The organism is Shewanella sp. SP1S1-7 (assembly GCF_031932105.1).
Classification (GTDB): domain Bacteria; phylum Pseudomonadota; class Gammaproteobacteria; order Enterobacterales; family Shewanellaceae; genus Shewanella; species Shewanella baltica.
This window is the reverse complement of the sequence record NZ_JAUOEU010000001.1, coordinates 135,810-160,792: the sequence shown is the minus strand read 5'-3', so window position 1 is coordinate 160,792 and position 24,983 is coordinate 135,810. Positions and strand designations below refer to the sequence as shown.

Here is a 24,983-nt window from a genome sequence, read left to right as displayed (position 1 = left end):
AATGTTTACAGGTATAGTTCAAGCCACCTGCGAGGTGGTTGCAATACATAAGAAAGATGGCCTAAATACCCTTGAGGTAGCGTTCGAACCTGATTTGCATGAGGGACTTGCGATTGGTGCAAGTGTGGCAAATAACGGGGTATGTCTTACTGTGACTCAGGTCGTTGATGATAGGGTATTTTTCGACGTAGTGGAAGAGACCTTGCGACTGACGAATCTGGCTAATTTGTCTATAGGTCAAAGCGTTAATGTTGAGCGTTCGTTGACTTTTGGTAGTGAAATTGGTGGTCACATTCTCTCCGGCCATATTCATACCAAGGCTAAAGTCGTCGATATTAGCCATACAGAACAGCATTATGATCTGACACTGGGCATTGAGCCTAAATGGATGGATTACATTTTTTATAAAGGTTTTGTTGGCGTTAACGGCTGCAGCTTAACGGTAGGCGAGGTGAGTGACTCCGGCTTTAAGTTGCACTTAATTCCTGAAACCCTAAAGCTGACCAATTTAAGTCAGTATAAAGTGGGTGATGAACTCAATATTGAGATCGACAGCCAAACGCAAGTTATCGTCGACACTGTCGAGCGCGTGCTGGCCAGACGTTTTAACGAACAAGCCCGTTAGTTTCGTGACATCGCAGCCTTTAGTGCAATCTCGTTTAATAAATTTGCTCGTCGTCTGAGTCGATATACAGCTCAACGGTACGTCTCAATTCGTCGATATGTAAGCGTAAGTGAATGGGATTACAACAAATTCGGCAATCATCGTAATAATCTTGATCTCCGCAGCTGGCATCGATACTGATATCTTGATGGTGCCCGCAGTGGGGACAAGCAATAACTTTGTTCATGACTCTCATGGTGTAACTCCTTATAGCTAATAGAAGAAAGCCACAATAGAGCAGAGCCCCAATAGAATAGAGCGAATCGCTCAGTTCAATCAGCACATCTCACACTTAGTTCGTTCATCGCACCTATTGTTCTGCGCGTTGGCTTTGCAAACCTGAGTGCTGTTTATGTTCGTCCTATTCGAGTACTTCTATTTAAGTGCTTCCTATTTGAGTATACAGCAGAGTGCAGTGCGCTGACTTAGACGAAGTCGGTCTCAAAACGTAGCATGATAGACCTTCTGGTTAAATGCTTTGCTTAGTGGATAAATAACCATTTAGATTTAGTCCTTAACCGTGACTAACCCTTCCATTTCGCTGCTGTGTAACACGCCATCGCGGGCATTTTGGGTAATATCCAGCGTTAAACGCTGCATCTGTAGCTCAAGCTCACTTTTAATATCAACGAGTAATACTTGAGTATCGATCTGTGGTTCGTTTGTACTTACATGCTGCGGCTCAGGTAAAGCGGCGGCTGTGTTCGTGAGTGCCACAGCCAGTAGAATGCAGTTCAACATATCAACTCCCTTGTCATGTTTTCAGTGATGGCTAATAAACTGGCGCCAGAATAGGGGAGTTAGATGACCGCTAAGTTACCAAGACACTGCAAAATCATGAATTTGCTTTTTGCTTTCAATCCCAATTCTGGCCAATATGCTTGCGCCTTTTAGCTACAATCCCTTAGAATAAACGCCCTGCTACGCAAGGCGGCTAAGACTCCTGTACTGTCTTAACCTAGCGAGCATTTCTCTTACATTAACTAAAACCAAGTGGCCCTACGTGTGGGTCACCACTGGAAAGGACATTTCATGCCTGTAATTACACTTCCCGATGGTAGCAAACGCGAGTTTGCTCATGCTGTATCGACTCTCGATGTTGCCGCCGATATTGGCCCAGGTTTAGCGAAAGCTTGTATCGCTGGCCGCGTTAATGGCGAATTAAAAGATGCTTGCGATCTCATTGAAACCGATGCAGAGCTATCAATCATTACCGCCAAAGACGAAGAAGGTGTTGAAATTCTTCGCCATTCTTGCGCACATTTATTAGGTCACGCGATTAAGCAAATGTGGCCAGAAACCAAGATGGCGATTGGTCCAGTTATCGATAACGGCTTCTACTATGATATCGACCTTGAGCACAAGCTGACTCAAGATGACATCGATGCCTTAGAAAAGCGCATGCTTCAACTGGCCAAAACTAACTATGACGTAGTAAAACGTGTGGTTAGCTGGCAAGAAGCGCGCGATACATTCGCGGCGCGTGGCGAAGATTATAAGATTGCCATTCTGGATGAAAACATCAGCAAAGACGCGACGCCTGCGCTGTATCATCATGAAGAATACACTGATATGTGTCGTGGACCGCACGTACCTAACATGCGTTTCTGCCAACATTTCAAATTAATGAGCATTGCTGGCGCTTACTGGCGTGGTAACTCAGAAAACAAGATGTTGCAACGTATCTATGGTACTGCTTGGGCTGACAAAAAAGCCTTGAGCACACACTTAACCCGTCTTGAAGAAGCGGCTAAGCGTGACCACCGTAAAATCGGTAAGCAGCTCGACTTGTATCACATGCAAGAAGAAGCACCAGGTATGGTGTTCTGGCATAACGACGGTTGGAGCATCTTCCTCGAATTAGAAAGATTCATTCGCCGTAAGTTAAACCAATACACTTACCAAGAAGTAAAAGGTCCATTAATGATGGACCGCGTGTTGTGGGAACGTTCTGGTCACTGGGATAAATACTCAGAAGCCATGTTCACGACCAGCAGCGAAAACCGTGAATATGCTATCAAGCCAATGAACTGCCCAGGCCATGTGCAGATCTTCAACCAAGGGTTGAAATCTTACCGCGACCTGCCATTACGTATGGCTGAGTTTGGTTGCTGTCACCGTAATGAACCTTCTGGTTCGTTACACGGATTAATGCGCGTACGTGGCTTTACCCAAGACGACGCCCATATTTTCTGTACTGACAGCCAAGTTCAAGAGGAAGTGAGTGCTTGTATCCAGATGGTTTACGATACATACGCCACCTTCGGCTTTGAAAATATCGTGGTAAAACTGTCGACTCGCCCAGAAAAACGTATCGGTGACGATGCGATGTGGGACAGAGCGGAAGAAGCGCTTAAGCAAGCTCTGCGTGACAATAATATTGAATTCACCATTTTGCCAGGTGAAGGCGCGTTCTACGGACCAAAAATCGAATTTACTTTACACGATTGTTTGGACCGTGCGTGGCAATGTGGTACTGTGCAGCTCGATTATGCGTTGCCAAGCCGTCTTGGTGCAACTTACGTTGCCGAAGATAATAGCCGTCAGACCCCAGTGATGATCCATCGTGCCATTTTAGGCTCTTTGGAACGATTCTTGGGTATCTTGATAGAAGAATATGCAGGACGTTTCCCAACTTGGTTAGCCCCAATGCAAGTTGTCGTGATGAATATCACTGATAAACAGGCTGATTATGTTGAAGAAGTCGTAAAATTCTTCAAAGAACAAGGTATTCGAGCGTCTTTTGACTTGAGGAATGAGAAAATAGGCTTTAAAATACGCGAACACACCTTAAGGCGTGTCCCTTATTTGTTGGTCGTTGGCGATCAAGAAATGGAAAATAAGGAAGTAGCGGTGCGTACCCGTGATGGTATCGATTTAGGTAAGATGCGACTTGAAGATTTCGCCACTAAAATCCATCAACAGATTTCGCTCCGTAGTCTCAAATTGTTGGAGGAATAGGTCATAAAGATCAAAAAAACAGCAGGGCGTCAGCCGGCCCCTAATAGAATCAATGAAGAAATCACAGGTGTACCAGAAGTACGCTTAACTGGCATTGATGGTGAAGCTATTGGTGTGGTAAGCATCAGAGATGCTCAGAATTTGGCAGATGAAGCAGGTGTAGACCTGGTAGAAATCAGCCCAAATGCTGAACCTCCAGTATGTCGCATTATGGACTACGGTAAGTTCCTTTTTGATAAGGCTAAGTCAGCCAAGGAACAAAAGAAGAAGCAAAAGCAGGTTCAGGTCAAGGAAATTAAATTCCGTCCTGGAACTGACGAAAACGACTATCAGGTAAAACTACGCAACCTGATACGTTTTCTGGAAGACGGGGACAAAGCGAAGATTACGCTACGTTTCCGAGGTCGCGAAATGGCACACCAAAACCTGGGTATGGATCTATTGAACCGTATCAAGGCTGATTTGGACGAGTATGCGGTTGTTGAATCTTTCCCGAAAATGGAAGGCCGACAAGCAATTATGGTGCTAGCGCCTAAAAAGAAATAAGTAGGGCAAAACTTAAAGTAGCAAAGGCCTATGGCCTTTGCTCGCCTTGCTTTTTATTAAACATCCCAATGCGGAGTTTTAGAAATGCCTAAAATGAAAACAGACAAGGGTGTAGCGAAGCGTTTTAAGAAAACCGCTAATGGTTTCAAGCGCAAGCAAGCACACTTACGTCACATTTTGACGAAAAAAAGCACTAAACGTAAACGTCACTTACGTGCCAAATGTTTAGTATCAAAAGCTGACGTTCCAGCAATCGCGCGTCAATTACCTTACGCTTAATTTAGGAGTTTAGAAAATGCCAAGAGTTAAGCGTGGTGTAACCGCTCGTGCTCGTCACAAGAAAGTTTTAAAACTAGCTAAAGGTTATTATGGCGCTCGTAGCCGTACTTACCGTGTTGCTGTTCAAGCAGTAACTAAAGCTGGTCAATATGCTTACCGTGACCGTCGTCAGAAAAAACGTCAATTCCGTCAACTTTGGATTGCACGTATTAATGCTGCCGCTCGTCAAAATGGTCTGTCTTACAGCCGTTTCATCAACGGTCTGAAAAAGGCGTCTATCGAAATCGATCGTAAGATTTTGGCTGACATCGCTGTATTCGACAAAGTTGTATTTGCAACTTTAGTTGAAAAAGCAAAAGAAGCGTTAAACTAAGAAATTAGTTTGTTGCTGTAGAGAAGGGACCATTTGGTCCCTTTTTTTGTGCGCCATTTTTGACTTAACCCAATGATGTTATTTACTTAAACACTTATAAGCGCTTATCTAACTGATACAAGATTAAGCATCGTGAAGCAAAGACACGAACACGCGTGAACAGTACTGATTGGCAAGCTCACAAAATTTTTGTAATCGCTTAAGGATTTTGGACTAAAAAAATAGCAGGCTAAGCCTGCTATTCGTTGAAAAATCGAGTCTAGTTACTTTTTAGCGTCTAAATAACGCTCAGCATCGAGTGCGGCCATACAACCTGTGCCCGCAGAAGTAATCGCTTGACGATAATGTTGGTCCATCACATCACCACAAGCATAAACACCTTCGATACTGGTTTGCGTGGCGTTACCTTGCAAACCGCTCTGTACTTTTAAATAACCGTGGTTCATTTCCAACTGGCCTTCAAAAATACCGGTATTAGGGCTGTGACCAATGGCGACGAACACACCAGCAACGGCTAAGTCAGTGATCGAGCCATCTTTAGTGCTCTTCATCTTCAGGCCGTTTACACCCATAGCATCACCAACCACTTCATCCATGGTTTGATCTAAGTGAAGGATGATGTTGCCATTGGCAACTTTGTCCATCAGACGGTCGATCAGAATTTTTTCTGAGCGGAAGGTGTCACGACGGTGGATCAAATGCACTTCAGCGGCAATATTGCTTAAGTACAATGCTTCTTCAACGGCAGTGTTGCCGCCACCGATCACAGCAACTTTTTGATTGCGGTAGAAGAAACCATCACAGGTAGCACAGGCTGATACGCCGCGGCCCTTGAATGCTTCTTCTGACTCTAATCCTAAGTAACGGGCAGAAGCGCCAGTTGCGATGATCAGCGCATCACAGGTGTACTCACCGTTATCGCCTTTCAAACGGAAAGGGCGCTCAGTTAGAGTCACTTCGTTGATGTGATCGAACAAGATTTCAGTATCGAACTTTTCAGCATGCTTCTGCATACGTTCCATCAGCGCTGGACCGGTTAAGTCATCCGCGTCACCTGGCCAGTTTTCAACTTCAGTCGTAGTGGTTAATTGACCACCTTGCTGCATACCTGTGATCATCACAGGTTTTAAATTAGCACGCGCAGCATAAACGGCTGCGGTATATCCTGCTGGGCCTGAACCCAAAATCAATAAGTTACAATGTCTGACCTGGCTCATTTTTATCTCCGTGCCTTTAGCAAATTGCAAGGATTGTAGGGAATTTACCTGTGGGGGTAAAGTGTTGGAGGGCGATTCTTTTAGATTGCGCTAATCGAGTCAGTGCGCTTTGGTATTCAGAGTGTCAGTTTTACTTTACTGCGGTGAAATAAACAGCTTGAGAAGGCATGACTAGCGAAAGCACGGGACAAGTTTGGATACGGGAGATTATCGATTCGCATGCTTGAGCTTTGGTTCTGGCCAATAAAAAATCGGCCTCAAGAGAGTCGAGGCCGATTTGGATTATTTGCTAGATAAAGCAAACGCAATGTTACATCGAAAGCTTAAGCTAATTAAACGCTTATGCCAGTAATGAAACTGGAGAGGTGAACGCTAAGTTCAGGGCGTGAGCCACTTCCTTACAGACCACTTTACCGTGCATCACGTTTAAGCCATTCAATAAGTGCTTGTCTTGCAACAGCGCTTCTTTATAGCCTAAGTTAGCTAACTTAAGAATATACGGTAGCGTTGCATTGTTAAGTGCGAAAGTTGAAGTACGAGCAACCGCACCTGGCATGTTCGCCACACAGTAATGCACAACATCATCAACGATATAAGTCGGATCTTGGTGAGTGGTTGCGTGTGAAGTTTCAACACAACCGCCTTGATCGATTGCTACGTCAACGATGGCACTGCCCGGCTTCATACGTGAAATCATGCTACGGGTAACCAATTTGGGTGCCGCAGCACCTGGGATCAGTACGCCACCGATCACAAGATCGGCTTCAATAACATGACGTTCAATTGCATCGGCAGTAGAGTAAATGGCTTTTACGGCAGAGCCGAATTGCACATTTAAGCGACGCAGTGCATCAATGCTACGGTCAAGTACAACCACATCTGCACCCATGCCAACCGCCATTTGTGCAGCGTTAGTACCGACCATACCGCCGCCAATGATCACGACTTTAGCAGGTTCAACACCTGGTACGCCGCCCAGTAACATACCGCGACCACCAGAAGATTTCTCTAATGCCATAGCGCCAGCTTGGATGGACATACGGCCAGCAACTTCTGACATTGGGGCAAGTAGGGGCAGGCCACCACGGTCGTCAGTCACAGTTTCGTAAGCGATACATACGGCACCACTTTTAATTAAATCTTCAGTTTGCGGTAAATCTGGCGCAAGATGCAGATAAGTAAATAAAATCTGATCGTGACGCAACATAGCGCGTTCAACTGCTTGAGGCTCTTTTACTTTTACAATCATCTGCGCTTTAGCGAAAACTTCAGCAGCAGTCGCTAAAATTGTGGCGCCAGCATCAATATAATCTTGATCTGAAAAACCAATACCTGTGCCAGCATTTGTTTCTACAAAAACTTCGTGACCTTTGATCGCTAACTCGCGAACACTAGAAGGAACCATACCGACACGATATTCGTGGTTTTTAATTTCCTTGGGAACACCAATAATCATCTTTGAGCCTCAATTGCCTGAAAACCCACTTTTAATGGGCATAATTGTTATTTTATCGTGACCTGAACGTGATTAATTCAGGGATATCTAGTATAGTATCGGCGACGCAGTTTATGCTGCTGAACTTTCGGCATACGTAGAATAAAATGTTGTTTTAGTGATAAAGCAAGGTTAAATAAATGGCATATAATAAAAAGAGTCCTGTAAAAGACTTGGATCGCATCGATCGCAACATTCTTAACGAATTACAACTTGATGGCCGCATTTCTAATGTGGAATTATCAAAAAGAGTCGGACTTAGTCCAACTCCGTGTTTAGAAAGAGTGAAACGACTCGAAAAGCAAGGTTATATCAATGGCTATACCGCATTGGTCAATCCTCATTTCCTGGGTGCATCCCTACTGGTATTCGTGGAAATCACCTTAAGCCGTGATACTCCCGAAGTGTTTGATAAGTTTAACCGTGCAGTGCAGTTACTCGACGACATTCAAGAATGTCATCTGGTTTCAGGCGATTTTGACTACTTACTGAAAACTCGTGTTTCAGATATGTCGGCTTATCGTCGCTTGTTAGGTGAAACCTTGTTGAAATTACCTTCCGTTTCCGACACGCGCACTTATGTCGTGATGGAAGAGGTTAAACACACCAGTCGCGTAGCGATAAATCATCTACTCTCAGATATCTAAATTACCCTGATTGTTTGGTTTTACAATAAGGGGCTTAGGCCCCTTATTTATTGTTCAAGTCAGCACAACTATCCCGTTTAACATCTACTACAACTAACCTTGTCATTGCCCTTAAGTTCGCCAACTTAGGGGCTTATTTTTGTGGCATTTTTAAGCAGAGTTGTTAACGGAAGTGTTTGTGTAATAACTCATTCCTCTCCAAAAGCACACTTAAACACCCCAATAGGTTAATTTTTGCCAATCATGGCCAATTCTGCACAGAAAAACAGGCTAATGTGCTCCACATTTAGTGGGATTCTGGTATCGTTAGGCCACCTGTTTTCACTTTTTATGGATTACGTCGTTTGTCTCAAGGAAATAGTGTACGCACGCTCACTGGCCTGCAACGTCTGCTGGAAGGCGGACTCATCATTTGTTGTGTCCTCGCCACTTATATTTTACTCGCATTGACGAGTTTTAGTCCGTCTGATCCTGGTTGGAGTCAGTCGCATTTTCAAGGCGATATTAAAAACTGGACCGGAGCAGTAGGGGCTTGGATAGCCGATATTCTGTTATATTTCTTCGGCGTGACGGCTTACATCATGCCAATCATTGTCGCGTCAACCGGCTGGCTGCTGTTCAAACGCGCCCATCATTTGCTCGAAGTTGATTACTTTTCAGTGGCCCTGAGATTGATTGGATTTTTGCTGATCATCCTTGGGTTTTCTGCGTTGGCGAGTATGAACGCTAACAATATCTACGAGTTTTCGGCAGGCGGGGTGGCGGGCGATGTGATCGGCCAAGCCATGCTGCCGTATTTTAATAAACTCGGCACCACCTTATTGCTGCTGTGCTTCTTAGGTTCTGGCTTTACCCTGTTGACGGGGATCAGCTGGCTGACCGTGGTCGAGAAAATCGGCTTAATCTCTATTTGGATTTATAAGAAACTTAAATTATTACCGCAAGCGATGAAACGTGAGCGTGAAACCGAAGATACCCGTGGTTTTATGTCTGTGGTCGACAAGTTTAAACAGCGCCGCGAATCACAATACGTGCTTGAGAAGCCGCCAGTCGTTGCCACGCCAAAGGTACGTGAACGTCATATTGGCCGCAGAGCCGAAATAACCCCAACCCTGTCTACTGCCGCAGATGAAGGGTTTATTACCGAAAGCATTAATACTGACGAAATTGCACCACAAAAAACCAAGCTATCTGCCCTTGCAAAAATTTTGAGTTTGAATGGCAGTAAAAGCAAAAATGCACAAAGGGTTGAGCCTCAAATCGATCAAGAGGATTTTGCCGCCCATGGCAATTTTGAAGCGCCACCTTGGTTAGCTGAACCTCAACATGCAAGAAATGATGAGCAAGAAAGAGCCGATTTCAATTCTCATTCATTCGATCACGACGACAATGAACCTGTGTTTAACAGCCAAACCTTGGCGGAAGATGACGATGAAAGCTTAGGCTTTACCGATGATGACATCATTGATTTTGATACAAAAGCCTCAACGGGCGCCGTGAATCAAGCCCAGCGTAAGAAGCAAGATCAAAAAGCGAAGATTGTGGATGGCATTGTGGTGTTACCGGGACAAGAAGATAAACCAGCTCCGAAGAAACCAATGGACCCGTTACCCAGCATCAATTTGCTTGATGTGCCAGATCGTAAGAAAAACCCGATCAGCCCAGAAGAGTTGGATCAAGTCGCTCGTTTGGTTGAGGTGAAGTTAGCCGATTTCAACATTATCGCCAATGTGGTGGGGGTGTATCCAGGTCCTGTGATCACGCGCTTCGAATTAGAATTAGCGCCTGGCGTTAAAGCGTCTAAAATCTCTAATCTGTCGAAGGATTTAGCCCGTTCACTGCTGGCTGAAAGTGTGCGCGTGGTTGAAGTTATCCCAGGCAAGGCTTATGTCGGACTCGAACTGCCGAATAAATTCCGTGAAACCGTGTTTATGCGCGATGTGTTAGATTGCGCCGCCTTTACCGACAGTAAATCCAACTTAACTATGGTGTTAGGTCAAGATATTGCCGGCGATCCTGTGGTGGTTGACCTTGGTAAAATGCCGCATTTATTAGTTGCGGGTACCACTGGTTCTGGTAAGTCTGTGGGCGTAAACGTGATGATCACCAGCTTACTGTATAAGTCTGGCCCAGAAGATGTGCGCTTTATCATGATCGATCCCAAAATGTTGGAACTCTCTGTCTATGAAGGTATTCCGCATTTGCTCTGTGAAGTGGTTACCGATATGAAAGAAGCCGCCAATGCACTGCGTTGGTGTGTGGGCGAGATGGAACGCCGCTACAAGCTGATGTCTATGATGGGCGTGCGTAACATCAAGGGCTATAACGCTAAAATTGCTGAGGCGAAAGCCAATGGCGAAGTGATTTTAGATCCTATGTGGAAGTCATCCGACAGCATGGAGCCTGAAGCGCCTGCGTTAGATAAGCTGCCATCGATTGTTGTCGTGGTCGATGAATTTGCCGACATGATGATGATTGTCGGTAAAAAAGTGGAAGAGTTGATTGCCCGTATCGCCCAAAAAGCGCGTGCCGCAGGCATACATTTGATCCTAGCAACCCAAAGACCGTCAGTGGATGTGATTACTGGCTTGATTAAAGCCAACATTCCGACACGTATGGCGTTCCAAGTATCATCGCGTATCGATTCGCGCACCATTTTAGATCAACAGGGTGCTGAAACCTTACTCGGTATGGGGGATATGTTGTTCTTGCCACCGGGTACCGCGGTTCCAAACCGTGTCCATGGCGCCTTTGTTGATGACCATGAAGTTCACCGCGTTGTTGCCGATTGGTGCGCCCGTGGTAAACCGCAATATATCGATGAAATTCTCAATGGTGCCAGCGATGGTGAGCAAGTCTTACTTCCGGGGGAAACTGCAGAAACCGATGAAGAATACGATCCACTCTACGATGAAGCCGTCGCCTTTGTGACTGAAACCCGTCGTGGCTCGATTTCAAGCGTACAGCGGAAATTTAAGATTGGTTATAACCGTGCAGCGCGCATTATTGAACAGATGGAAGCCCAAGGTATCGTTTCGGCTCAAGGCCACAACGGTAACCGTGAAGTCTTAGCGCCGCCGGCACCAAAACATTATTAAGCCGCGCTGAGGCGTGGCTTTGATACACCCAAGGGTTTTACAGGGTAAGGAATAAAATGAAAAAACGATTATGCGCTGTGTTGTTAGCTTCACCTTTGCTATTTAGCGCGGCCGTGTTTGCCGATGATGCGCAGCAGTTAAGAGACAAGTTGATTGGTACTGCTTCACTAAAAGCCGATTTCAAACAAACCGTCACTGACGTCAATAAAAAGATCATTCAGACGGGTTCTGGTATTTTTGCCTTGGCGTATCCTAATCAGTTTTATTGGCATTTAACTCAGCCCGATGAATCGCAAATTGTCGCTGACGGTAAAGATTTATGGATCTACAATCCCTTCGCCGAAGAAGTGGTCATCATGGATTTTGCCGAGGCAATCAATGCTTCGCCTATCGCCTTGTTAGTCCACCGCGACGATGCCACTTGGTCACAGTATTCAGTGACCAAGCAACAAGACTGCTATGAGATCAAACCTAAAGCGATTGATTCGGGCATATTGTCCGTCAAGGTGTGTTTCAAAAATGCCCAGTTAGCCAACTTTAATGTTGCCGATGACAAAGGTAACTTGAGCCAATTTGATTTGAGCAATCAGCAAGCGATTACTGATAAAGACAAAGCGCTGTTCAGCTTTGTGCTGCCTGACAATGTCGATGTTGATGATCAACGTCGTAAAACAGCGCACTAGGCGATAGCGTGAGCAGTTTATCCTTTAATTTCGCCCCCGACTTTCGTCCCTTGGCCGCACGTATGCGGCCAAGAACGATCGCCGAGTACATAGGTCAAGCCCATTTACTGGGTGAAGGCCAGCCGCTACGCAAAGCATTGGAAGCGGGACGCGCCCATTCCATGATGTTGTGGGGGCCGCCGGGCACAGGTAAAACGACCTTAGCCGAATTAATAGCACATTATTCAAATGCCCACGTTGAACGCATCTCTGCGGTCACCTCTGGCGTCAAAGATATTCGCGCGGCGATTGAGCAAGCGAAAGCCGTGGCTGAATCCCGTGGTCAACGTACGTTATTGTTTGTCGATGAAGTCCACCGATTCAATAAGAGCCAGCAGGATGCCTTTCTGCCATTTATTGAAGATGGCACTGTGATTTTTATCGGTGCGACCACTGAAAACCCATCCTTTGAAATCAACAATGCGCTGCTCTCGCGGGCACGGGTTTATCTTATCAAGCGCTTAAGCCATGATGAGATCGCCCACATAGTGACTCAAGCCTTAAGCGATACCGAGCGCGGCTTAGGCCAACGCCAATTTGTGATGCCAACCGATGTGCTCACCACACTGGCGCAACTTTGTGATGGTGATGCCCGTAAAGCGTTAAATCTTATTGAGTTGATGAGTGATATGCTCATCGACGGTGGCACCTTTACCACTGATATGTTGATCCAAGTGGCGGGGCACCAAGTTGCCGGATTCGATAAGAACGGCGATCAGTTTTACGATTTAATCTCAGCCGTCCATAAATCAATCCGCGGTTCAGCACCCGATGCGGCGCTGTATTGGTTTTGTCGAATATTAGAAGGCGGCGGCGATCCGCTGTATGTCGCAAGGCGCTTACTGGCAATTGCCTCTGAAGATGTCGGCAATGCCGATCCTGCGGCGATGACCATAGCGCTTAATGCTTGGGATTGTTTTCACCGTGTTGGACCAGCCGAAGGTGAACGAGCAATAGCACAAGCCATCGTTTATCTTGCCAGCGCGCCTAAGAGTAACGCTGTCTATACCGCATTTAAGGCCGCGCGTGAGTTAGCTCGCGATACTGGGCAAGTCGAAGTGCCGCACCATTTACGCAATGCCCCGACTCAGTTAATGAAAGACATTGGCATGGGAGCAGGGTATCGATATGCCCACGATGAAGCCAATGCCTATGCCAGTGGTGAAAATTATTTCCCCGAATCCCTGCAAACAGCGCAGTTTTATTTTCCGACTGAGCGAGGGTTCGAGAAGCGAATCAAAGATAAGTTGGCGCAATTAGCCCAGTTAGATCGAGCCAGCGAGCACAAAAGATATGAATAATCTCTTACTTGTGGCGCTAGGTGGTTCAATTGGGGCTGTTTTTCGCTATCTTATTTCAATATTCATGATCCAAGTATTTGGCAGCAGTTTTCCTTTTGGTACACTGTTGGTTAATGTCCTCGGTTCATTTTTAATGGGCGTAATTTACGCACTGGGGCAAATGAGTCATATCAGCCCAGAACTCAAAGCGCTGATCGGTATCGGCCTGTTGGGCGCTTTGACAACGTTTTCGACTTTCTCTAATGAAACCTTATTGCTGCTGCAAGAAGGAGATTGGCTGAAGGCGACTTTGAATGTGGTGTTGAATCTAAGTCTATGTTTATTCATGGTGTACTTAGGTCAGCAACTGGTTTTTTCTCGCATTTAACTATTAAGAATATATCACATGTTAGATCCTAAATTTTTGCGCAACGAATTAGAAGTTACCGCTGAGCGACTGGCCACCCGTGGCTTTATTTTAGACATAGCTCACCTCACTCAATTAGAAGAAAAGCGTAAGTCACTGCAAGTGGCTACCGAAGAATTACAAGCGTCGCGTAATGCCATCTCCAAATCCATTGGCCAAGCTAAAGCCCGTGGTGAAGATGTTGAAGCGATCATGGCGCAAGTGGGCGATTTAGGTTCACAGCTGGATGCCAAAAAGATTGAACTGGCGGCCGTGCTTGAAGAAGTGAATGCCATTGCCATGTCAATGCCAAACCTGCCAGACGAATCCGCGCCAATCGGTGCCGATGAAACGGAGAACGTTGAAGTTCGCCGCTGGGGTACGCCACGCACGTTTGATTTCCCAATTAAAGATCATATCGATTTAGGCGAAGGCTTAAACGGTTTAGATTTTAAAAATGCAGTGAAAATCACTGGCTCACGTTTCATCGTGATGAAAGGCCAAGTTGCTCGCTTAAACCGCGCCATTGGTCAGTTCATGCTGGACTTGCACACCACAGAGCACGGTTATACCGAAGCCTATGTGCCGTTACTGGTTAACGAAGCAAGCTTACTGGGTACAGGTCAACTACCTAAGTTTGGTGAAGACTTGTTCCACACGAAACCTGCCACCGAAGAAGGTCAGGGGTTGAGCTTGATCCCAACCGCAGAAGTACCATTAACCAACTTAGTGCGCGATAGCATTGTTGATGAAGACGAGCTGCCGATTAAATTAACCGCGCATACCGCATGTTTCCGCAGCGAAGCGGGCTCATACGGCAAAGATACTCGCGGTCTGATCCGTCAGCATCAGTTCGATAAAGTTGAAATGGTGCAAATCGTTAAGCCGGAAGATTCAATGGCGGCGCTCGAAGCGCTAACAGGTCATGCTGAAACTGTATTGCAACGTTTAGGTCTGCCATACCGTACTGTGATTTTATGTACTGGTGATATGGGCTTTGGCTCAAGCAAAACCTACGACATCGAAGTCTGGTTACCGGCACAAAACACTTATCGTGAGATTTCTTCTTGCTCAAACATGAAGGATTTCCAAGCCCGTCGTATGCAAGCACGTTACCGCGTGAAAGTAGACAATAAGCCCGCGTTACTGCATACCTTAAACGGTTCCGGTTTAGCTGTGGGTCGTACCTTAGTGGCTATTTTAGAAAACTATCAAAATGCCGATGGCAGTATCACAATCCCAGAAGTGCTGCGTCCCTACATGGGCGGCTTGACTCAAATAGGCTAATGGAACGCAAAATAATACTATGGATAAAGGCCAGCGCTATCTCCGTTGGCTTTCCTATACCGCTGTCATTGCTGTATTTTTTGCGGTGATGTTGGCGACCATAGGCAAAGCCGTCTGGGTTGTGTTAGAAAACGTCAAATAACCCTATTAACTTTGTTCAAGTAAAAAGAAAGGCATGTTTCCCAAGGGAACATGCCTTTTTTGTTTGTGCCATGTTTATGTTCAATGCTCATATTTGACGCTTACGTTCGATATTGAGTTAAGTGTGATGACTTAACCTATACGATTAAATGCATTTAGCTGGCTTTGGCAGGCCCGCAATTTTGGTCGCTTGTTTTGCTGGGCCAATAGGGAACAAGGTATATAAGTACTTTGAATTGCCTTTGTCTGGCCCTAAAGCTTGGCCAATAGCTTTGACCAATACGCGAATAGCAGGGCTCGTTTTGTATTCAAGATAAAAATCGCGAACAAAATTAATCACTTCCCAATGGGCGGGCGTAAGCACGATTTGCTCTTCTGCCGCCAATAGTAAAGCCATATCCGGTTGCCAATCGTTGAGATCTTTTAAATAACCTTGATGGTCACGGGCGATTTCTGCGCCATTAAATTGCAATGGATTTACCATGTTATCACCTTGTCATGGAGTAATGATTGAGCCACAAACTCATTGTAATCGATGAGCGTCACGTTCTTTAAACGCTCAGATAGGCCGCGAGCGACGACATCGTCTTTTAAGACCATGAGCTTGAAGGGCGATAATGCCATTGCCCATTGACGCAGCAGTAACGCGTTCACGCCATCGCTCGATAGTAGAATCGCATCTTCCTTACAGGCGTAACGTAAGCAGAGTTTCAACGCACTATCTCGGCTGGGAGATGTTTGAATATGATGTAAAATCATCAGAATACTAAGACCTCATCAACCTGTTTTAAATGGGCAGCGATGGCCTCATCGTTGACCACAGTAACAGGAACTGACAGTAAGCCATGGCTTAAGCCGTAGTCGGCTAAGGATTGCTTACAGACAAATACCGAGTCGATATCGTACAGCGGCAGTGCTTTAAAGGTGGAGATGTAATCTTTAGCGCCGATAAGCTCTGGCTGTTGATCTTTAATCAAATGCAGCACACCTTCATCGACAAACACTAAACTTACTTCTTGCTCAAAGCTGGCGCTCAGCAGGGCGAGATCTAAACCTTCGCGGCCACGAACAGTACCGTGTGGCGAACAGCGAAATAGGATACACAATTTTTTCATAGTCACCCTGAGAGTTAAAAACTGATCAAACGATCGGCCGATTCAATGCCGGTGACAAGCTCGCCTAAACCGCCCATGATAAATGACTCGCCCACATTCCAGTGGCTCAGGCCATTCTCGCTGGCATCTTGCTTGCTCACAATCCCACGGCGCAGCGCTGCTGAAACGCAATTGACTAACGGGAGCTGATGAGATTGCGCGAGCTGTTTCCAATCACTGATCACATCGTTTTCATCGGAGGCGGGTAAGCTTAAATCTGTGGAGTTATACACGCCGTCTTGATAAAAAAACACACAGATAATCTGATGCCCAGCCAAAAGTGCAGCTTGGGAAAAGCGTAAGGCGTTAACACTCGCCGACGTGCCATAAGCGGGCCCGTTCACTTGGATAATAAATTTGCTCATTTAAAATAAAAATGGCCCTAAAAGTAGGGCCATTCTAACGCAAGTTAAGCTAAAAATCGCTAACTAGGATTAGTCATCGTTGCCTATGCCCATAAGGTGCAACAGCGCGATGAAGAGGTTTAAGAAATCTAAGTATAATGAGATAGTTGCGCGAATGTAGTTCGTCTCGCCACCGTTCACAATACGGCTAGTATCAAACAGGATAAAACCTGTCATCAATAATGCAATACCGGCGTTAATCGCCATAAAGGCAATGCTGTTACCCATAAAGATGTTAATTACGGCAGCGGCAATCACCACAATCAAGCCAGCGAACAAGAACCCACGTAGGAAAGAGAAATCTTTCTTAGTGGTCACCGCATAGGCTGATAAGGCAACGAAAATCACTGACGTTAACCCCAGTGCTTGCATGATTAGCTGTGGACCGTTTGCCATACCAGCGTAGTGATTCAGCATGTAGCCCAGTGAAGCGCCTTCCATACCAGTAAAGGCAAATACCCAGAAGATACCCGCTGCAGACTCGGCTTTACGTAAGGTCACAAACAACAGCACTAGGCCACCAATGGACAAGCCAATGGAGACTAATGGACTGATATTTAATGCCATTGCCAAGCCAGCACACAGGGCAGAGAAGGCCAATGTCATAGACAACAGCATATAAGTGTTTTTAAGAAGTTTGTTCACTTCCAGTGTTGACGCACTTGTCGAATATAAGGTTTCTTGGGTCATGTTGATCTCCGTTGACACATTTCCAAACTGATCATTTTGATTTTTTACAGCACACTAAGTTCCCGTAAAATCCTAAAACGAACTTAACTGCATTCATGATACCGTACCTGAGATACGGGTGAAAGTCATAGAACCATGAATAACAAATTGTTAATCTTAAAAATTTTGCCTCATCTCACATATCAATCTTAAGTGCTAAGCGTTTAGGATTGAGATGGCTGCATCCGTATCTTTATCCACTAAGCACATGAATGCTTGGTTAAAACTTAATGGGCTTGATAAATAGGCCTGCTGAACTTAGGAGCACTTACAGCAAATTTCAAGTTCAATGTTAAGTTCAATGCCGATTTCAAAGACAAGTTCAATGCCAAGTATAAGGACTAGATCAGCATATTGAGTTTAAACCAAGCTTAAGCCAGCCACTCTTTATGCAATTTTTCAGTATCGCCCAGATATTCCAGCACCCAAGCGAGCGCAGGTGACATCTTGTCGGCATTCCACGCGAGACAACAAGGGCTGGTCTGCTTAGGATTTTCCAGTTGTTTCTCAACCAGCGCACCCGCTTTAATAAACACACTTGCTAAGTGCACTGGCATATAACCAACGCCTAAACCTTCGCGGAAACAGTTAATGGCGCGGATCCAATCGGGGACAACAAGGCGACGTTGATTTTCGAGCAACCAAGTCATACGTTTTGGAATTTCCCGAGAGGTGTCTTCTAGGCAAATCGAGGGGAAAGGGCGCAGCTCATCGTCGCTTAGCGGACGGTCGATATTGGCCAATGGATGATTTTTGCTGACTAAAAAAGCCCACTCAATATCGCCCATGTCTTTATATTGGTACACGCCGCCGACCGGAATTGCGGTTGTTGCACCAATTGCAATGTCACTGCGGCCCGTGGCGAGCGCTTCCCAAACCCCGTTAAAGACCTCAATGCGAATAATCAATTCAATATCATGGAAATGACGGTAGAAGTCAGCAATCAATACACTGATCCTATCGGCACGGACGATATTATCCAGCGCGATAGACAAGGTCGGTTGCCAACCGTTTGCTACGCGCTGCGTGCCACGCTTCATCTCGTCCATCTGCGTAAGCAAGGTTCTGGCTTGCTTAACAAAATGTTCACCCGCAGGGGTTAAGGTTACGCTGCGATGATGACGTTCGAAAAGAATGACGCCGAGTTCTTCTTCTATTTGCTTGACCGCGTAGCTCACGGCAGAGGGCACTTTATGCAGCCGATTCGCCGCCGCGGTGAAACTTCCTACACGAGCCACAATATCTATGAGTTCTAGCGCTTGTTCTGAGAGCATAGCTGACGTCCGTTCCAATGAAAATAATTGATAGCACAAGTCAAAAATAAACGTTTCCAATAGATTTAACAAGTCATTAGACTGCACGCTTTAGTCAATCCGACCCGATTATTTTATGAAAACGTCTAGTAACACCTTTGTAAACATAAAGTTCTTTATGTTTCTATTCTATTTAGCCATGTTGAGCATGCTCGGCTTTATTGCCACTGACATGTATTTGCCTGCTTTCAAAGCAATTGAAGGCTCGCTTAACAGTACCCCGTCACAGGTGGCGATGTCGCTGACCTGTTTCCTGGCGGGTCTTGCCTTAGGTCAGCTACTTTATGGCCCCTTAGTCAATAAAATCGGCAAGCGTTGGGCACTGATTTTTGGCCTAGTGGTGTTTGCCATTGCCAGCGTGTTTATTGCCAACAGTGATTCTATCCTGATGCTCAATACCGCGCGCTTCTTCCAAGCGATTGGCGCCTGTAGTGCAGGGGTTATTTGGCAAGCGATTGTGGTTGAACAATATGATGCTGATAAAGCCCAAGGTATTTTCAGTAACATTATGCCACTGGTCGCATTATCGCCTGCATTAGCACCGATCCTTGGCGCTTACATTCTGAACGAATTAGGCTGGCGTGCAATCTTTATCTCTTTGTGTGTTATCGCTTTTCTACTGATATTGATGACCTTGTACTTTGTACCAGGCAAGCGTCAGCATACACACAGTGAACATGCTGCGGTATCTTATGGGCAAATTTTGAAAAACACCCGCTATTTAGGCAACGTCGTGATCTTCGGCGCCTGTTCCGGTGCTTTCTTTGCTTATCTAACCGTATGGCCGATTGTGATGGAAATGCACGGCTATCTGCCAACTGAAATCGGCCTTAGCTTTATCCCACAAACCATCATGTTTATTGTCGGTGGTTATGCGAGTAAGTTACTGATAAAACGCATTGGCGGGCATCAAACACTGAATATCTTGTTGTCGATTTTCGCAGCCTGCGTTATTTCGATCATCATGTTCACGCTGATTTTCCCAGCAAGCACGATTTTCCCACTGCTTATTTCGTTCTCTATTTTGGCCGCAGCTAATGGCGCCATTTACCCGATAGTCGTGAACAGCGCGTTACAGCAGTTTAGTCAGAATGCCGCTAAGGCCGCAGGATTACAGAATTTCTTGCAGATCAGCATTGCCTTTGGTGCATCTAGCTTAGTTGCTATGTGGGCAAGCCTAGGTGAAGTAGCGATCGGTTGGGGCATCCTATGTTGCGCTATCTTAGTTGTGGTCGGCTATGTGCTGAAGAGCCAACAAGGGTGGGGCGATTTTGCCAAACATTTCACTAAGCCAGATCCCGCACGTGTTGGCATAGTGGCCGATGTGAAGCAAAATCCAGCGGATTGAGTGTAATAGCAACAATCGGCGCATAATTGAGAGTTAGTGCTTTACAGTCAACACACTTACTTATATTATGCGCCTCGTTCGGAGGGGTGGCAGAGTGGTTTAATGCACCGGTCTTGAAAACCGGCGTGGGTTTATAGCCCACCTAGGGTTCAAATCCCTACTCCTCCGCCATATTTAGTCAAAAAGCCGCTAAGCAATTAGCGGCTTTTTGCATTTTAGCTATTCTAGCCTTGAGTTTCTGATTCGAAACGCAGTGCCTCCACCATATGTCACCAACAAGGCCATCAGCACTGATGGCCTTGTTGGTTTTTGTCATTTAACTCTAGGTTTCCTCATTCAAGATGATGCACTGACAATCTCAGCGATCATTACACTTTGGGTAATTTGTGTTGGATCATGGCCAGCGCAAAGGCGTGCCAGTCTGCATTAGCATAGCTACTCACCAGATCCCGCAGGATTGTCGGTTCGCTGGCGTTATCCACCTGTTGCGAAGTTATCGACAAATTCAGCGCATTGCAGTAATCCTGCCGCTCCACCACAAAAAACTGCTTCTTGTAGGGGAGTAACAATGTGCTCTCAGCTTGCGTATTAAAATCACGCGCGGCTAAATAGCCAGTAAACCAATGATTAAGTAGCGTCTCGCATTGCTTAGTGTGGAATAAGTTTCCCCAATCATCCCCGAGTATGGCTTGACCCGACAGGACTCGCTGGCAATGATAAAAATCGATAAAGCCTAGCTCACGAGCAATCACTTGTTGGCAATGCTTTAACTGGAGATCTGAGTGTAAGATACCCAACTTCGCTATTAAGGTTGTGACTCTTTGCTTGGCTGACGGCTCACCCTGCTGACAAGCTTTGAGCAGCTTTTTAGCGCGAATTTTGGTTTCATTTAATGCGATAGCGCTTGAGTCTTTCATATTGGCTAACTTCATTGTGCATTACCTCCATGACTAACTCGTTTTGCTTGCGGCACGTGAATGAAAGGCCAAATACTGATGATCAATAAACTCAAGAGACAAGCTAAAATGTCCGCGATTGGAAAGGCCATCCATAACTCAATCAAAGCGTTTGGCATGATATTAATGTTTAATGCACCTGTGATAAATGAAATATCTGTAAAGGATAGTTGAGGTAACAGGACCAGCAGGGGCAGTAACAAACCATAGATTTTTATCCCAGATAATAGCAATGCAAGCTTAGGGCGGTTTGTGCCTTGATACATAGCAATCGCAATACCTGTGATCCCCGCCAAAGGTAAGGCGATAAACGTCACACTCGAAATCTTAATACAGGCGGCAATGAGTGAGTGATTATCGGTGAAAACACCAAATACCGAAGTAGGAAACCCCATAAATATGATTGTCACAACACTCAGATAACAGCAGGTCAAGACGATTCCCCATTTAGCACACGCTAACACCCGAGAAGATGCCATCGCCCCATAGTTATAGGCACTGATCGTTTGTGCTGCACTAGTGAGAGCCATGAGCGGCAGGGCGATAAAGATATTAAAGCGGCCGATCAAACCATAAGCGCTGATCATGTACGTGACCTCATTCGCCGCTGGCGTATTGGGCACTACATTAGCTAAATGACTGACTAAAATATGATTTACCAATGAGGTCACGCAAGCAATCCCAAGATATGACAATAGTATTGGGCTACCCAAGCCAAGAATCGCTTTTATCTCAGTGAGGTTGAGCTTTATCTGCTCTATTCTAAAACAAATAGGCTGGGCAGCTTGCCGATGAAGCGCCTGCTTATTGGCAAAGTGGTTATTGGGGACAAAATAAACGACGGCGATAAATAGACTCACACACTGGCCCGCTACCGTTGCCCATGCCGCACCACTTATGCCCATCTCCAAAACGGCAATAAAGAGTGTATCGAACAGAATGTTCATGACCGCCGACAACAAGATAACCAGCAGCATCACCACGACTTTGCCTTGTGCTCTGAGTAAATCACCGCTAAGGGATAACAAAAAGGTGAACAGACTAAAACAGAGAATGGATTGTAGATACTCTGTAGCAGCTAAGGCAAGTGTTGAGCTTACCCCAATAAACGCTAATAGATTATCGAGCTGGGCGAGTGACACGACAGTGACGATCACGCCACAAGCTAGGGCTAACGCGAAACCGGTGTTCGCGATTTGACTCGCCTTATCAAACTCGTTTGCCCCTAAAAATCGGCTCACTAAGGTCGCAGTCCCATTTCCTATCATGCAGGCTAAAGCGAAAATCATCATTTGTAACGGGAAGGCAATCGTTACCCCAGCCAATGCATCGGCGCCGATGTATTTCAAAATAAAATAAGAGTCGACTAAGTTGTAACTGCCGCAGAGCATCATGGCGAAGGCCATGGGTAACGTAAAACGTAAATACAAAGTAGGGATAGCTAACGTACCTAAGGACTCTGTTGACTGAGAGCCTGAGTGAGATTTCCCGTGGAAGGGGGGTTCGGTAGCTGCCAAGGGCACAATGTCAGAAGGTTCAACAGTGATACTGGCGGGCTTGAAAGTGTTGGCTGTTGCATGTTTCACAAACAATTCTCCTAAGTTTATTGGCATTCCGCTAAGCCAAACTTATTTGATTGCTGTGGGTTCGATATGAAATCGATTCGCAACGCTGTTAATTTATCAGAGTGATATCATCTTTTGCGGACAGGCTTCTCTGCAACCTGCCGCGTATTATTCTCACTCATCCGCTCGATGTCAATCACCAGATTAACCACGCCACCCCAAAATCGCCACAAGCGAAACTTTTCAACCCTTTAAGTGGGATGAAAAGGCCTGCCTAACTTTGGTGAGCCAATGTCAATGTGGTTCAACATGAATATACCGCCAATGCCTGCCAGCAATGGCAAGCAACATCAACCAGTGATGGTTATTACCGCCTGAAATCAAAGCCGCTAACGGTAAACAAACAATCCCAATGCTTGGTGAGTGTTGATGGCAACTTGCATCTGGGTGGTTACGAGCAGGCGGACAGTGAATGGCGAACTGAGTTTATGCCAAACGGTTCACTGCGAGTGGTATCGCGTAAGGGCGGTTCATCGATGAAAGTGGCAGGAGAGTCCTATACCAATGGCGATCATATAGTTGAGGATGTCTGGAAAAATACTATTTCGCAGCAGTTCTATTTCAGAGAGGTGAAATAGCAACAAACAGTTTGTAATAGGTGCTTGAAATGTCTTCTGAGTTGAGGTCGCTTAACGACATCTTGGTTGAGCCAGCGTTGCTCGGAGCTAAGCAGTAACTATTTAACAGTTATTGCTTTTTTTATGCATCTACCACTGGCTAATCGCCTGCCAAATTAATCGAATGGCCAACAGAGTCAGTACAATGCTAAAAGCGGTTTGAAAATGTTTATCGGCGACACGTTTTAGCATTTTAAACCCAATCCACGTGCCTATGGTGCCGCTTAAAATCATGCACATCAACAGCGGCAACCAATCCGCTAGCGATACCCCCATGCCTTCAAACACCGCAATTTTAACCCCGTGTTGCAGTGACATCGCCATGGTAAAAGTGGCGACGGTGCGAAAACGGTCAACTTCCAATTGTTTAATAAACGCCGCAACTAATGGCCCAGTAGCTCCTGCAAATAATGAGATAAACGTGGTTATGGCGCCGGCCGTAAGTGTCCCTAAAGTACCAAACACCATTTTCGGCAGTTTGGGACCCCAGCAGGAATAAAGAATAAATGCAGCAATGGTGAGATACATGATTGATGGCGGCAGTGCCACCAACACAACACTCCCCAATAATGCCCCTATTACCGCACCGGGGAAAAATGCCGCTATAAGTCGCCATTCGATATGGCGCCAGCCCAGAGCAGCACGGCCACCGTTCGAGCCCAATTGCACCACGCCATGCAATGGAATAATCAATTGCGGCGGTAACACTTGCGCCATCATGCCTAAAAGCATGACGCCACCACCAATGCCAAAACAGGCCGTAAAAAAAGAGGTAAATGCGGCGCTTAGGGTGAGTAGGGCAAATATATCGGCGGGGATCGCATCAAAGAAAAACCATGAAGAAACAGTAGCAAAATCGCTTGAGGCTTTCAAAGCTCATAAGCTGCCACTTAGCACAGCCTTGAGTCATTGGATGAGATGAAAAAATAAAGCGGCTTTGATTTAATCAATCTGAGCCGCTTATGATTATCCATGTGACTCAATTTATTAAGATAGATTCTTAAATGGTTTCTTGAAATAATTTCTTAAAATGCTTCTTTAGAATGTTTGTTTAGCTGAGCGCTTGCGCTTAACTTTTAGGAGTAATGCGAATGATAAACTCATCATTACCCTGAAGTTTAATTTCCGTTTTAGCGGATAAAACCACCCAATCCAACCAGTATTGCCATAGGTCGGCCCAACATGGACTGGCTCATCACCAGCGCAAAACATTCCTTTGCTGAATAATTATCAAAAGAGTCTCGGCAGGTGATGTATTTATCAGTTAGTCGGCATAAATGGATTGAGTTACCCAGTGGCAAAAATAGCCTATTAAAGGGTCTTGTTTATTTTTTAGAGTATATAAATGAATAAAAACAAGAAGCCTGAAACACGAAGCCGTCACGTCGGAAAGCAAACATTTCATTGTTTCAGAGATAGACGCGCTAATGCCGATAACGACACATTATCGGCATCCTTATCCCTTCCATACAAAGCTGCGCACAATGTATATTATGTTAAATATGGCTAATGTTTATTATATTTCCCCCGTGTGTTCGTGGCCACTCAGAATGAGATTTCGTGGCAGACTGAGATTTCCTCTTATACTCATATCTAGGATGCAATCTAACCTATTGATGCTTATGCACCATTCAATCAGAAGTCTTCTATCGTAGATACGACTTAGGAGCTCTAATGTGTAGAAATCTCAACTCATGTGATATGGATACCGTTTTACTAAA

Annotated in this window: 27 protein-coding genes and 1 tRNA gene; 15 read left to right on the top strand and 13 right to left on the bottom strand. The window is 45.5% G+C overall.

Annotated elements, in window-relative coordinates:
• Nucleotide 1 precedes the first annotated feature (1 nt).
• The gene (locus Q4Q49_RS00725; protein WP_012197183.1) at nt 2-625 is read left to right on the top strand and encodes a riboflavin synthase; all 624 of its coding nucleotides are present in this window, start codon (nt 2-4) and stop codon (nt 623-625) included.
• A gap of 34 nt (nt 626-659) precedes the next feature.
• On the opposite strand, the gene Q4Q49_RS00720 is transcribed toward Q4Q49_RS00725, so the two are convergent.
• The gene (locus Q4Q49_RS00720) at nt 660-860 is read right to left on the bottom strand and encodes a CPXCG motif-containing cysteine-rich protein (RefSeq protein WP_006087488.1); all 201 of its coding nucleotides are present in this window, start codon (nt 858-860) and stop codon (nt 660-662) included.
• Between the two features lie 311 nt (nt 861-1,171).
• Nucleotides 1,172-1,405, bottom strand: a complete 234-nt coding sequence (locus tag Q4Q49_RS00715) for a hypothetical protein (protein WP_259581110.1) — start codon at nt 1,403-1,405, stop codon at nt 1,172-1,174.
• A gap of 291 nt (nt 1,406-1,696) precedes the next feature.
• Here Q4Q49_RS00715 and thrS point away from each other — a divergent pair, with 291 nt between their 5' ends.
• The 4 genes from thrS (at nt 1,697) to rplT (ending at nt 4,823) form a co-directional block, all read left to right on the top strand.
• Nucleotides 1,697-3,625: a threonine--tRNA ligase gene (thrS, locus tag Q4Q49_RS00710; RefSeq protein ID WP_011846833.1), complete on the top strand. Its 1,929-nt coding sequence runs from the start codon at nt 1,697-1,699 to the stop codon at nt 3,623-3,625.
• Between the two features lie 3 nt (nt 3,626-3,628).
• The gene (infC, locus tag Q4Q49_RS00705; protein ID WP_012089240.1) at nt 3,629-4,171 is read left to right on the top strand and encodes a translation initiation factor IF-3; all 543 of its coding nucleotides are present in this window, start codon (nt 3,629-3,631) and stop codon (nt 4,169-4,171) included.
• A gap of 84 nt (nt 4,172-4,255) precedes the next feature.
• The gene (gene rpmI / locus Q4Q49_RS00700; RefSeq protein WP_006081653.1) at nt 4,256-4,450 is read left to right on the top strand and encodes a 50S ribosomal protein L35; all 195 of its coding nucleotides are present in this window, start codon (nt 4,256-4,258) and stop codon (nt 4,448-4,450) included.
• 16 nt (nt 4,451-4,466) lie between these two features.
• On the top strand, nt 4,467-4,823 hold the full coding sequence (rplT, locus tag Q4Q49_RS00695) for a 50S ribosomal protein L20 (RefSeq protein ID WP_006081652.1): 357 nt from the start codon (nt 4,467-4,469) through the stop codon (nt 4,821-4,823).
• 263 nt (nt 4,824-5,086) lie between these two features.
• On the opposite strand, the gene trxB is transcribed toward rplT, so the two are convergent.
• A complete protein-coding gene (trxB, locus tag Q4Q49_RS00690) occupies nt 5,087-6,040 on the bottom strand; it encodes a thioredoxin-disulfide reductase (RefSeq protein WP_011846834.1) in 954 nt (317 codons plus the stop codon).
• 340 nt (nt 6,041-6,380) lie between these two features.
• The gene (gene ald, locus Q4Q49_RS00685; protein WP_006087493.1) at nt 6,381-7,496 is read right to left on the bottom strand and encodes an alanine dehydrogenase; all 1,116 of its coding nucleotides are present in this window, start codon (nt 7,494-7,496) and stop codon (nt 6,381-6,383) included.
• Between the two features lie 179 nt (nt 7,497-7,675).
• Between ald and lrp the strand changes: the two genes are divergently transcribed.
• From lrp to Q4Q49_RS00650, 7 genes are all read left to right on the top strand, one after another.
• A complete protein-coding gene (gene lrp / locus Q4Q49_RS00680) occupies nt 7,676-8,182 on the top strand; it encodes a leucine-responsive transcriptional regulator Lrp (RefSeq protein ID WP_006081649.1) in 507 nt (168 codons plus the stop codon).
• A gap of 344 nt (nt 8,183-8,526) precedes the next feature.
• Complete coding sequence (locus Q4Q49_RS00675; protein WP_311998372.1) at nt 8,527-11,280, top strand: DNA translocase FtsK 4TM domain-containing protein; 2,754 nt, start codon at nt 8,527-8,529, stop codon at nt 11,278-11,280.
• Nucleotides 11,281-11,336: 56 nt separating this feature from the next.
• A complete protein-coding gene (lolA, locus tag Q4Q49_RS00670; protein WP_259509825.1) occupies nt 11,337-11,963 on the top strand; it encodes an outer membrane lipoprotein chaperone LolA in 627 nt (208 codons plus the stop codon).
• A gap of 8 nt (nt 11,964-11,971) precedes the next feature.
• A complete protein-coding gene (locus Q4Q49_RS00665) occupies nt 11,972-13,303 on the top strand; it encodes a replication-associated recombination protein A (RefSeq protein ID WP_311998371.1) in 1,332 nt (443 codons plus the stop codon).
• Nucleotides 13,296-13,670, top strand: coding sequence for a fluoride efflux transporter CrcB (gene crcB, locus Q4Q49_RS00660; RefSeq protein WP_006081645.1), 375 nt, complete (start codon nt 13,296-13,298; stop codon nt 13,668-13,670). The genes Q4Q49_RS00665 and crcB overlap by 8 nt, the downstream gene beginning before the upstream one ends.
• Nucleotides 13,671-13,688: 18 nt before the next feature.
• Complete coding sequence (gene serS, locus Q4Q49_RS00655; protein WP_311998370.1) at nt 13,689-14,975, top strand: serine--tRNA ligase; 1,287 nt, start codon at nt 13,689-13,691, stop codon at nt 14,973-14,975.
• Nucleotides 14,976-14,994: 19 nt separating this feature from the next.
• The gene (locus Q4Q49_RS00650; protein WP_006081643.1) at nt 14,995-15,117 is read left to right on the top strand and encodes a hypothetical protein; all 123 of its coding nucleotides are present in this window, start codon (nt 14,995-14,997) and stop codon (nt 15,115-15,117) included.
• A gap of 144 nt (nt 15,118-15,261) precedes the next feature.
• On the opposite strand, the gene Q4Q49_RS00645 is transcribed toward Q4Q49_RS00650, so the two are convergent.
• From Q4Q49_RS00645 to punR, 6 genes are all read right to left on the bottom strand, one after another.
• On the bottom strand, nt 15,262-15,600 hold the full coding sequence (locus Q4Q49_RS00645; RefSeq protein WP_006081642.1) for a TusE/DsrC/DsvC family sulfur relay protein: 339 nt from the start codon (nt 15,598-15,600) through the stop codon (nt 15,262-15,264).
• A complete protein-coding gene (gene tusB, locus Q4Q49_RS00640) occupies nt 15,594-15,875 on the bottom strand; it encodes a sulfurtransferase complex subunit TusB (RefSeq protein WP_006081641.1) in 282 nt (93 codons plus the stop codon). The genes Q4Q49_RS00645 and tusB overlap by 7 nt, the downstream gene beginning before the upstream one ends.
• A complete protein-coding gene (gene tusC / locus Q4Q49_RS00635; RefSeq protein ID WP_311998369.1) occupies nt 15,875-16,231 on the bottom strand; it encodes a sulfurtransferase complex subunit TusC in 357 nt (118 codons plus the stop codon). The genes tusB and tusC overlap by 1 nt, the downstream gene beginning before the upstream one ends.
• Before the next feature lie 14 nt (nt 16,232-16,245).
• Entirely contained in the window at nt 16,246-16,635 is a 390-nt protein-coding gene (gene tusD, locus Q4Q49_RS00630; RefSeq protein ID WP_012089235.1) for a sulfurtransferase complex subunit TusD, read from the bottom strand.
• Nucleotides 16,636-16,704: 69 nt separating this feature from the next.
• Nucleotides 16,705-17,364 carry a Bax inhibitor-1/YccA family protein gene (locus tag Q4Q49_RS00625; protein ID WP_012587690.1) on the bottom strand — a complete coding sequence of 220 codons (660 nt, stop codon included), beginning with the start codon at nt 17,362-17,364 and terminating at the stop codon, nt 16,705-16,707.
• Between the two features lie 410 nt (nt 17,365-17,774).
• Nucleotides 17,775-18,677, bottom strand: coding sequence for a DNA-binding transcriptional activator PunR (gene punR, locus Q4Q49_RS00620; RefSeq protein ID WP_011846842.1), 903 nt, complete (start codon nt 18,675-18,677; stop codon nt 17,775-17,777).
• 115 nt (nt 18,678-18,792) lie between these two features.
• On the opposite strand from punR, the gene punC reads away from it, so the two are divergent.
• Nucleotides 18,793-20,064 (top strand): purine nucleoside transporter PunC, encoded by a 1,272-nt coding sequence (gene punC / locus Q4Q49_RS00615; RefSeq protein WP_063882977.1) that lies wholly within the window; start codon nt 18,793-18,795, stop codon nt 20,062-20,064.
• Between the two features lie 80 nt (nt 20,065-20,144).
• Nucleotides 20,145-20,235 (top strand) — tRNA-Ser (locus tag Q4Q49_RS00610).
• Nucleotides 20,236-20,432: 197 nt separating this feature from the next.
• On the opposite strand, the gene Q4Q49_RS00605 is transcribed toward Q4Q49_RS00610, so the two are convergent.
• Nucleotides 20,433-20,996, bottom strand: coding sequence for a hypothetical protein (locus Q4Q49_RS00605; RefSeq protein ID WP_259528247.1), 564 nt, complete (start codon nt 20,994-20,996; stop codon nt 20,433-20,435).
• Complete coding sequence (locus Q4Q49_RS00600) at nt 20,993-22,606, bottom strand: MATE family efflux transporter (protein WP_311998368.1); 1,614 nt, start codon at nt 22,604-22,606, stop codon at nt 20,993-20,995. The genes Q4Q49_RS00605 and Q4Q49_RS00600 overlap by 4 nt, the downstream gene beginning before the upstream one ends.
• Before the next feature lie 278 nt (nt 22,607-22,884).
• On the opposite strand from Q4Q49_RS00600, the gene Q4Q49_RS00595 reads away from it, so the two are divergent.
• Nucleotides 22,885-23,223 carry an alpha-N-arabinofuranosidase gene (locus Q4Q49_RS00595; protein ID WP_311998367.1) on the top strand — a complete coding sequence of 113 codons (339 nt, stop codon included), beginning with the start codon at nt 22,885-22,887 and terminating at the stop codon, nt 23,221-23,223.
• A gap of 129 nt (nt 23,224-23,352) precedes the next feature.
• Here Q4Q49_RS00595 and Q4Q49_RS00590 read toward each other — a convergent pair whose 3' ends face one another.
• The gene (locus Q4Q49_RS00590) at nt 23,353-24,135 is read right to left on the bottom strand and encodes a sulfite exporter TauE/SafE family protein (RefSeq protein ID WP_311998366.1); all 783 of its coding nucleotides are present in this window, start codon (nt 24,133-24,135) and stop codon (nt 23,353-23,355) included.
• Between the last annotated feature and the right edge of the window lie 848 nt (nt 24,136-24,983).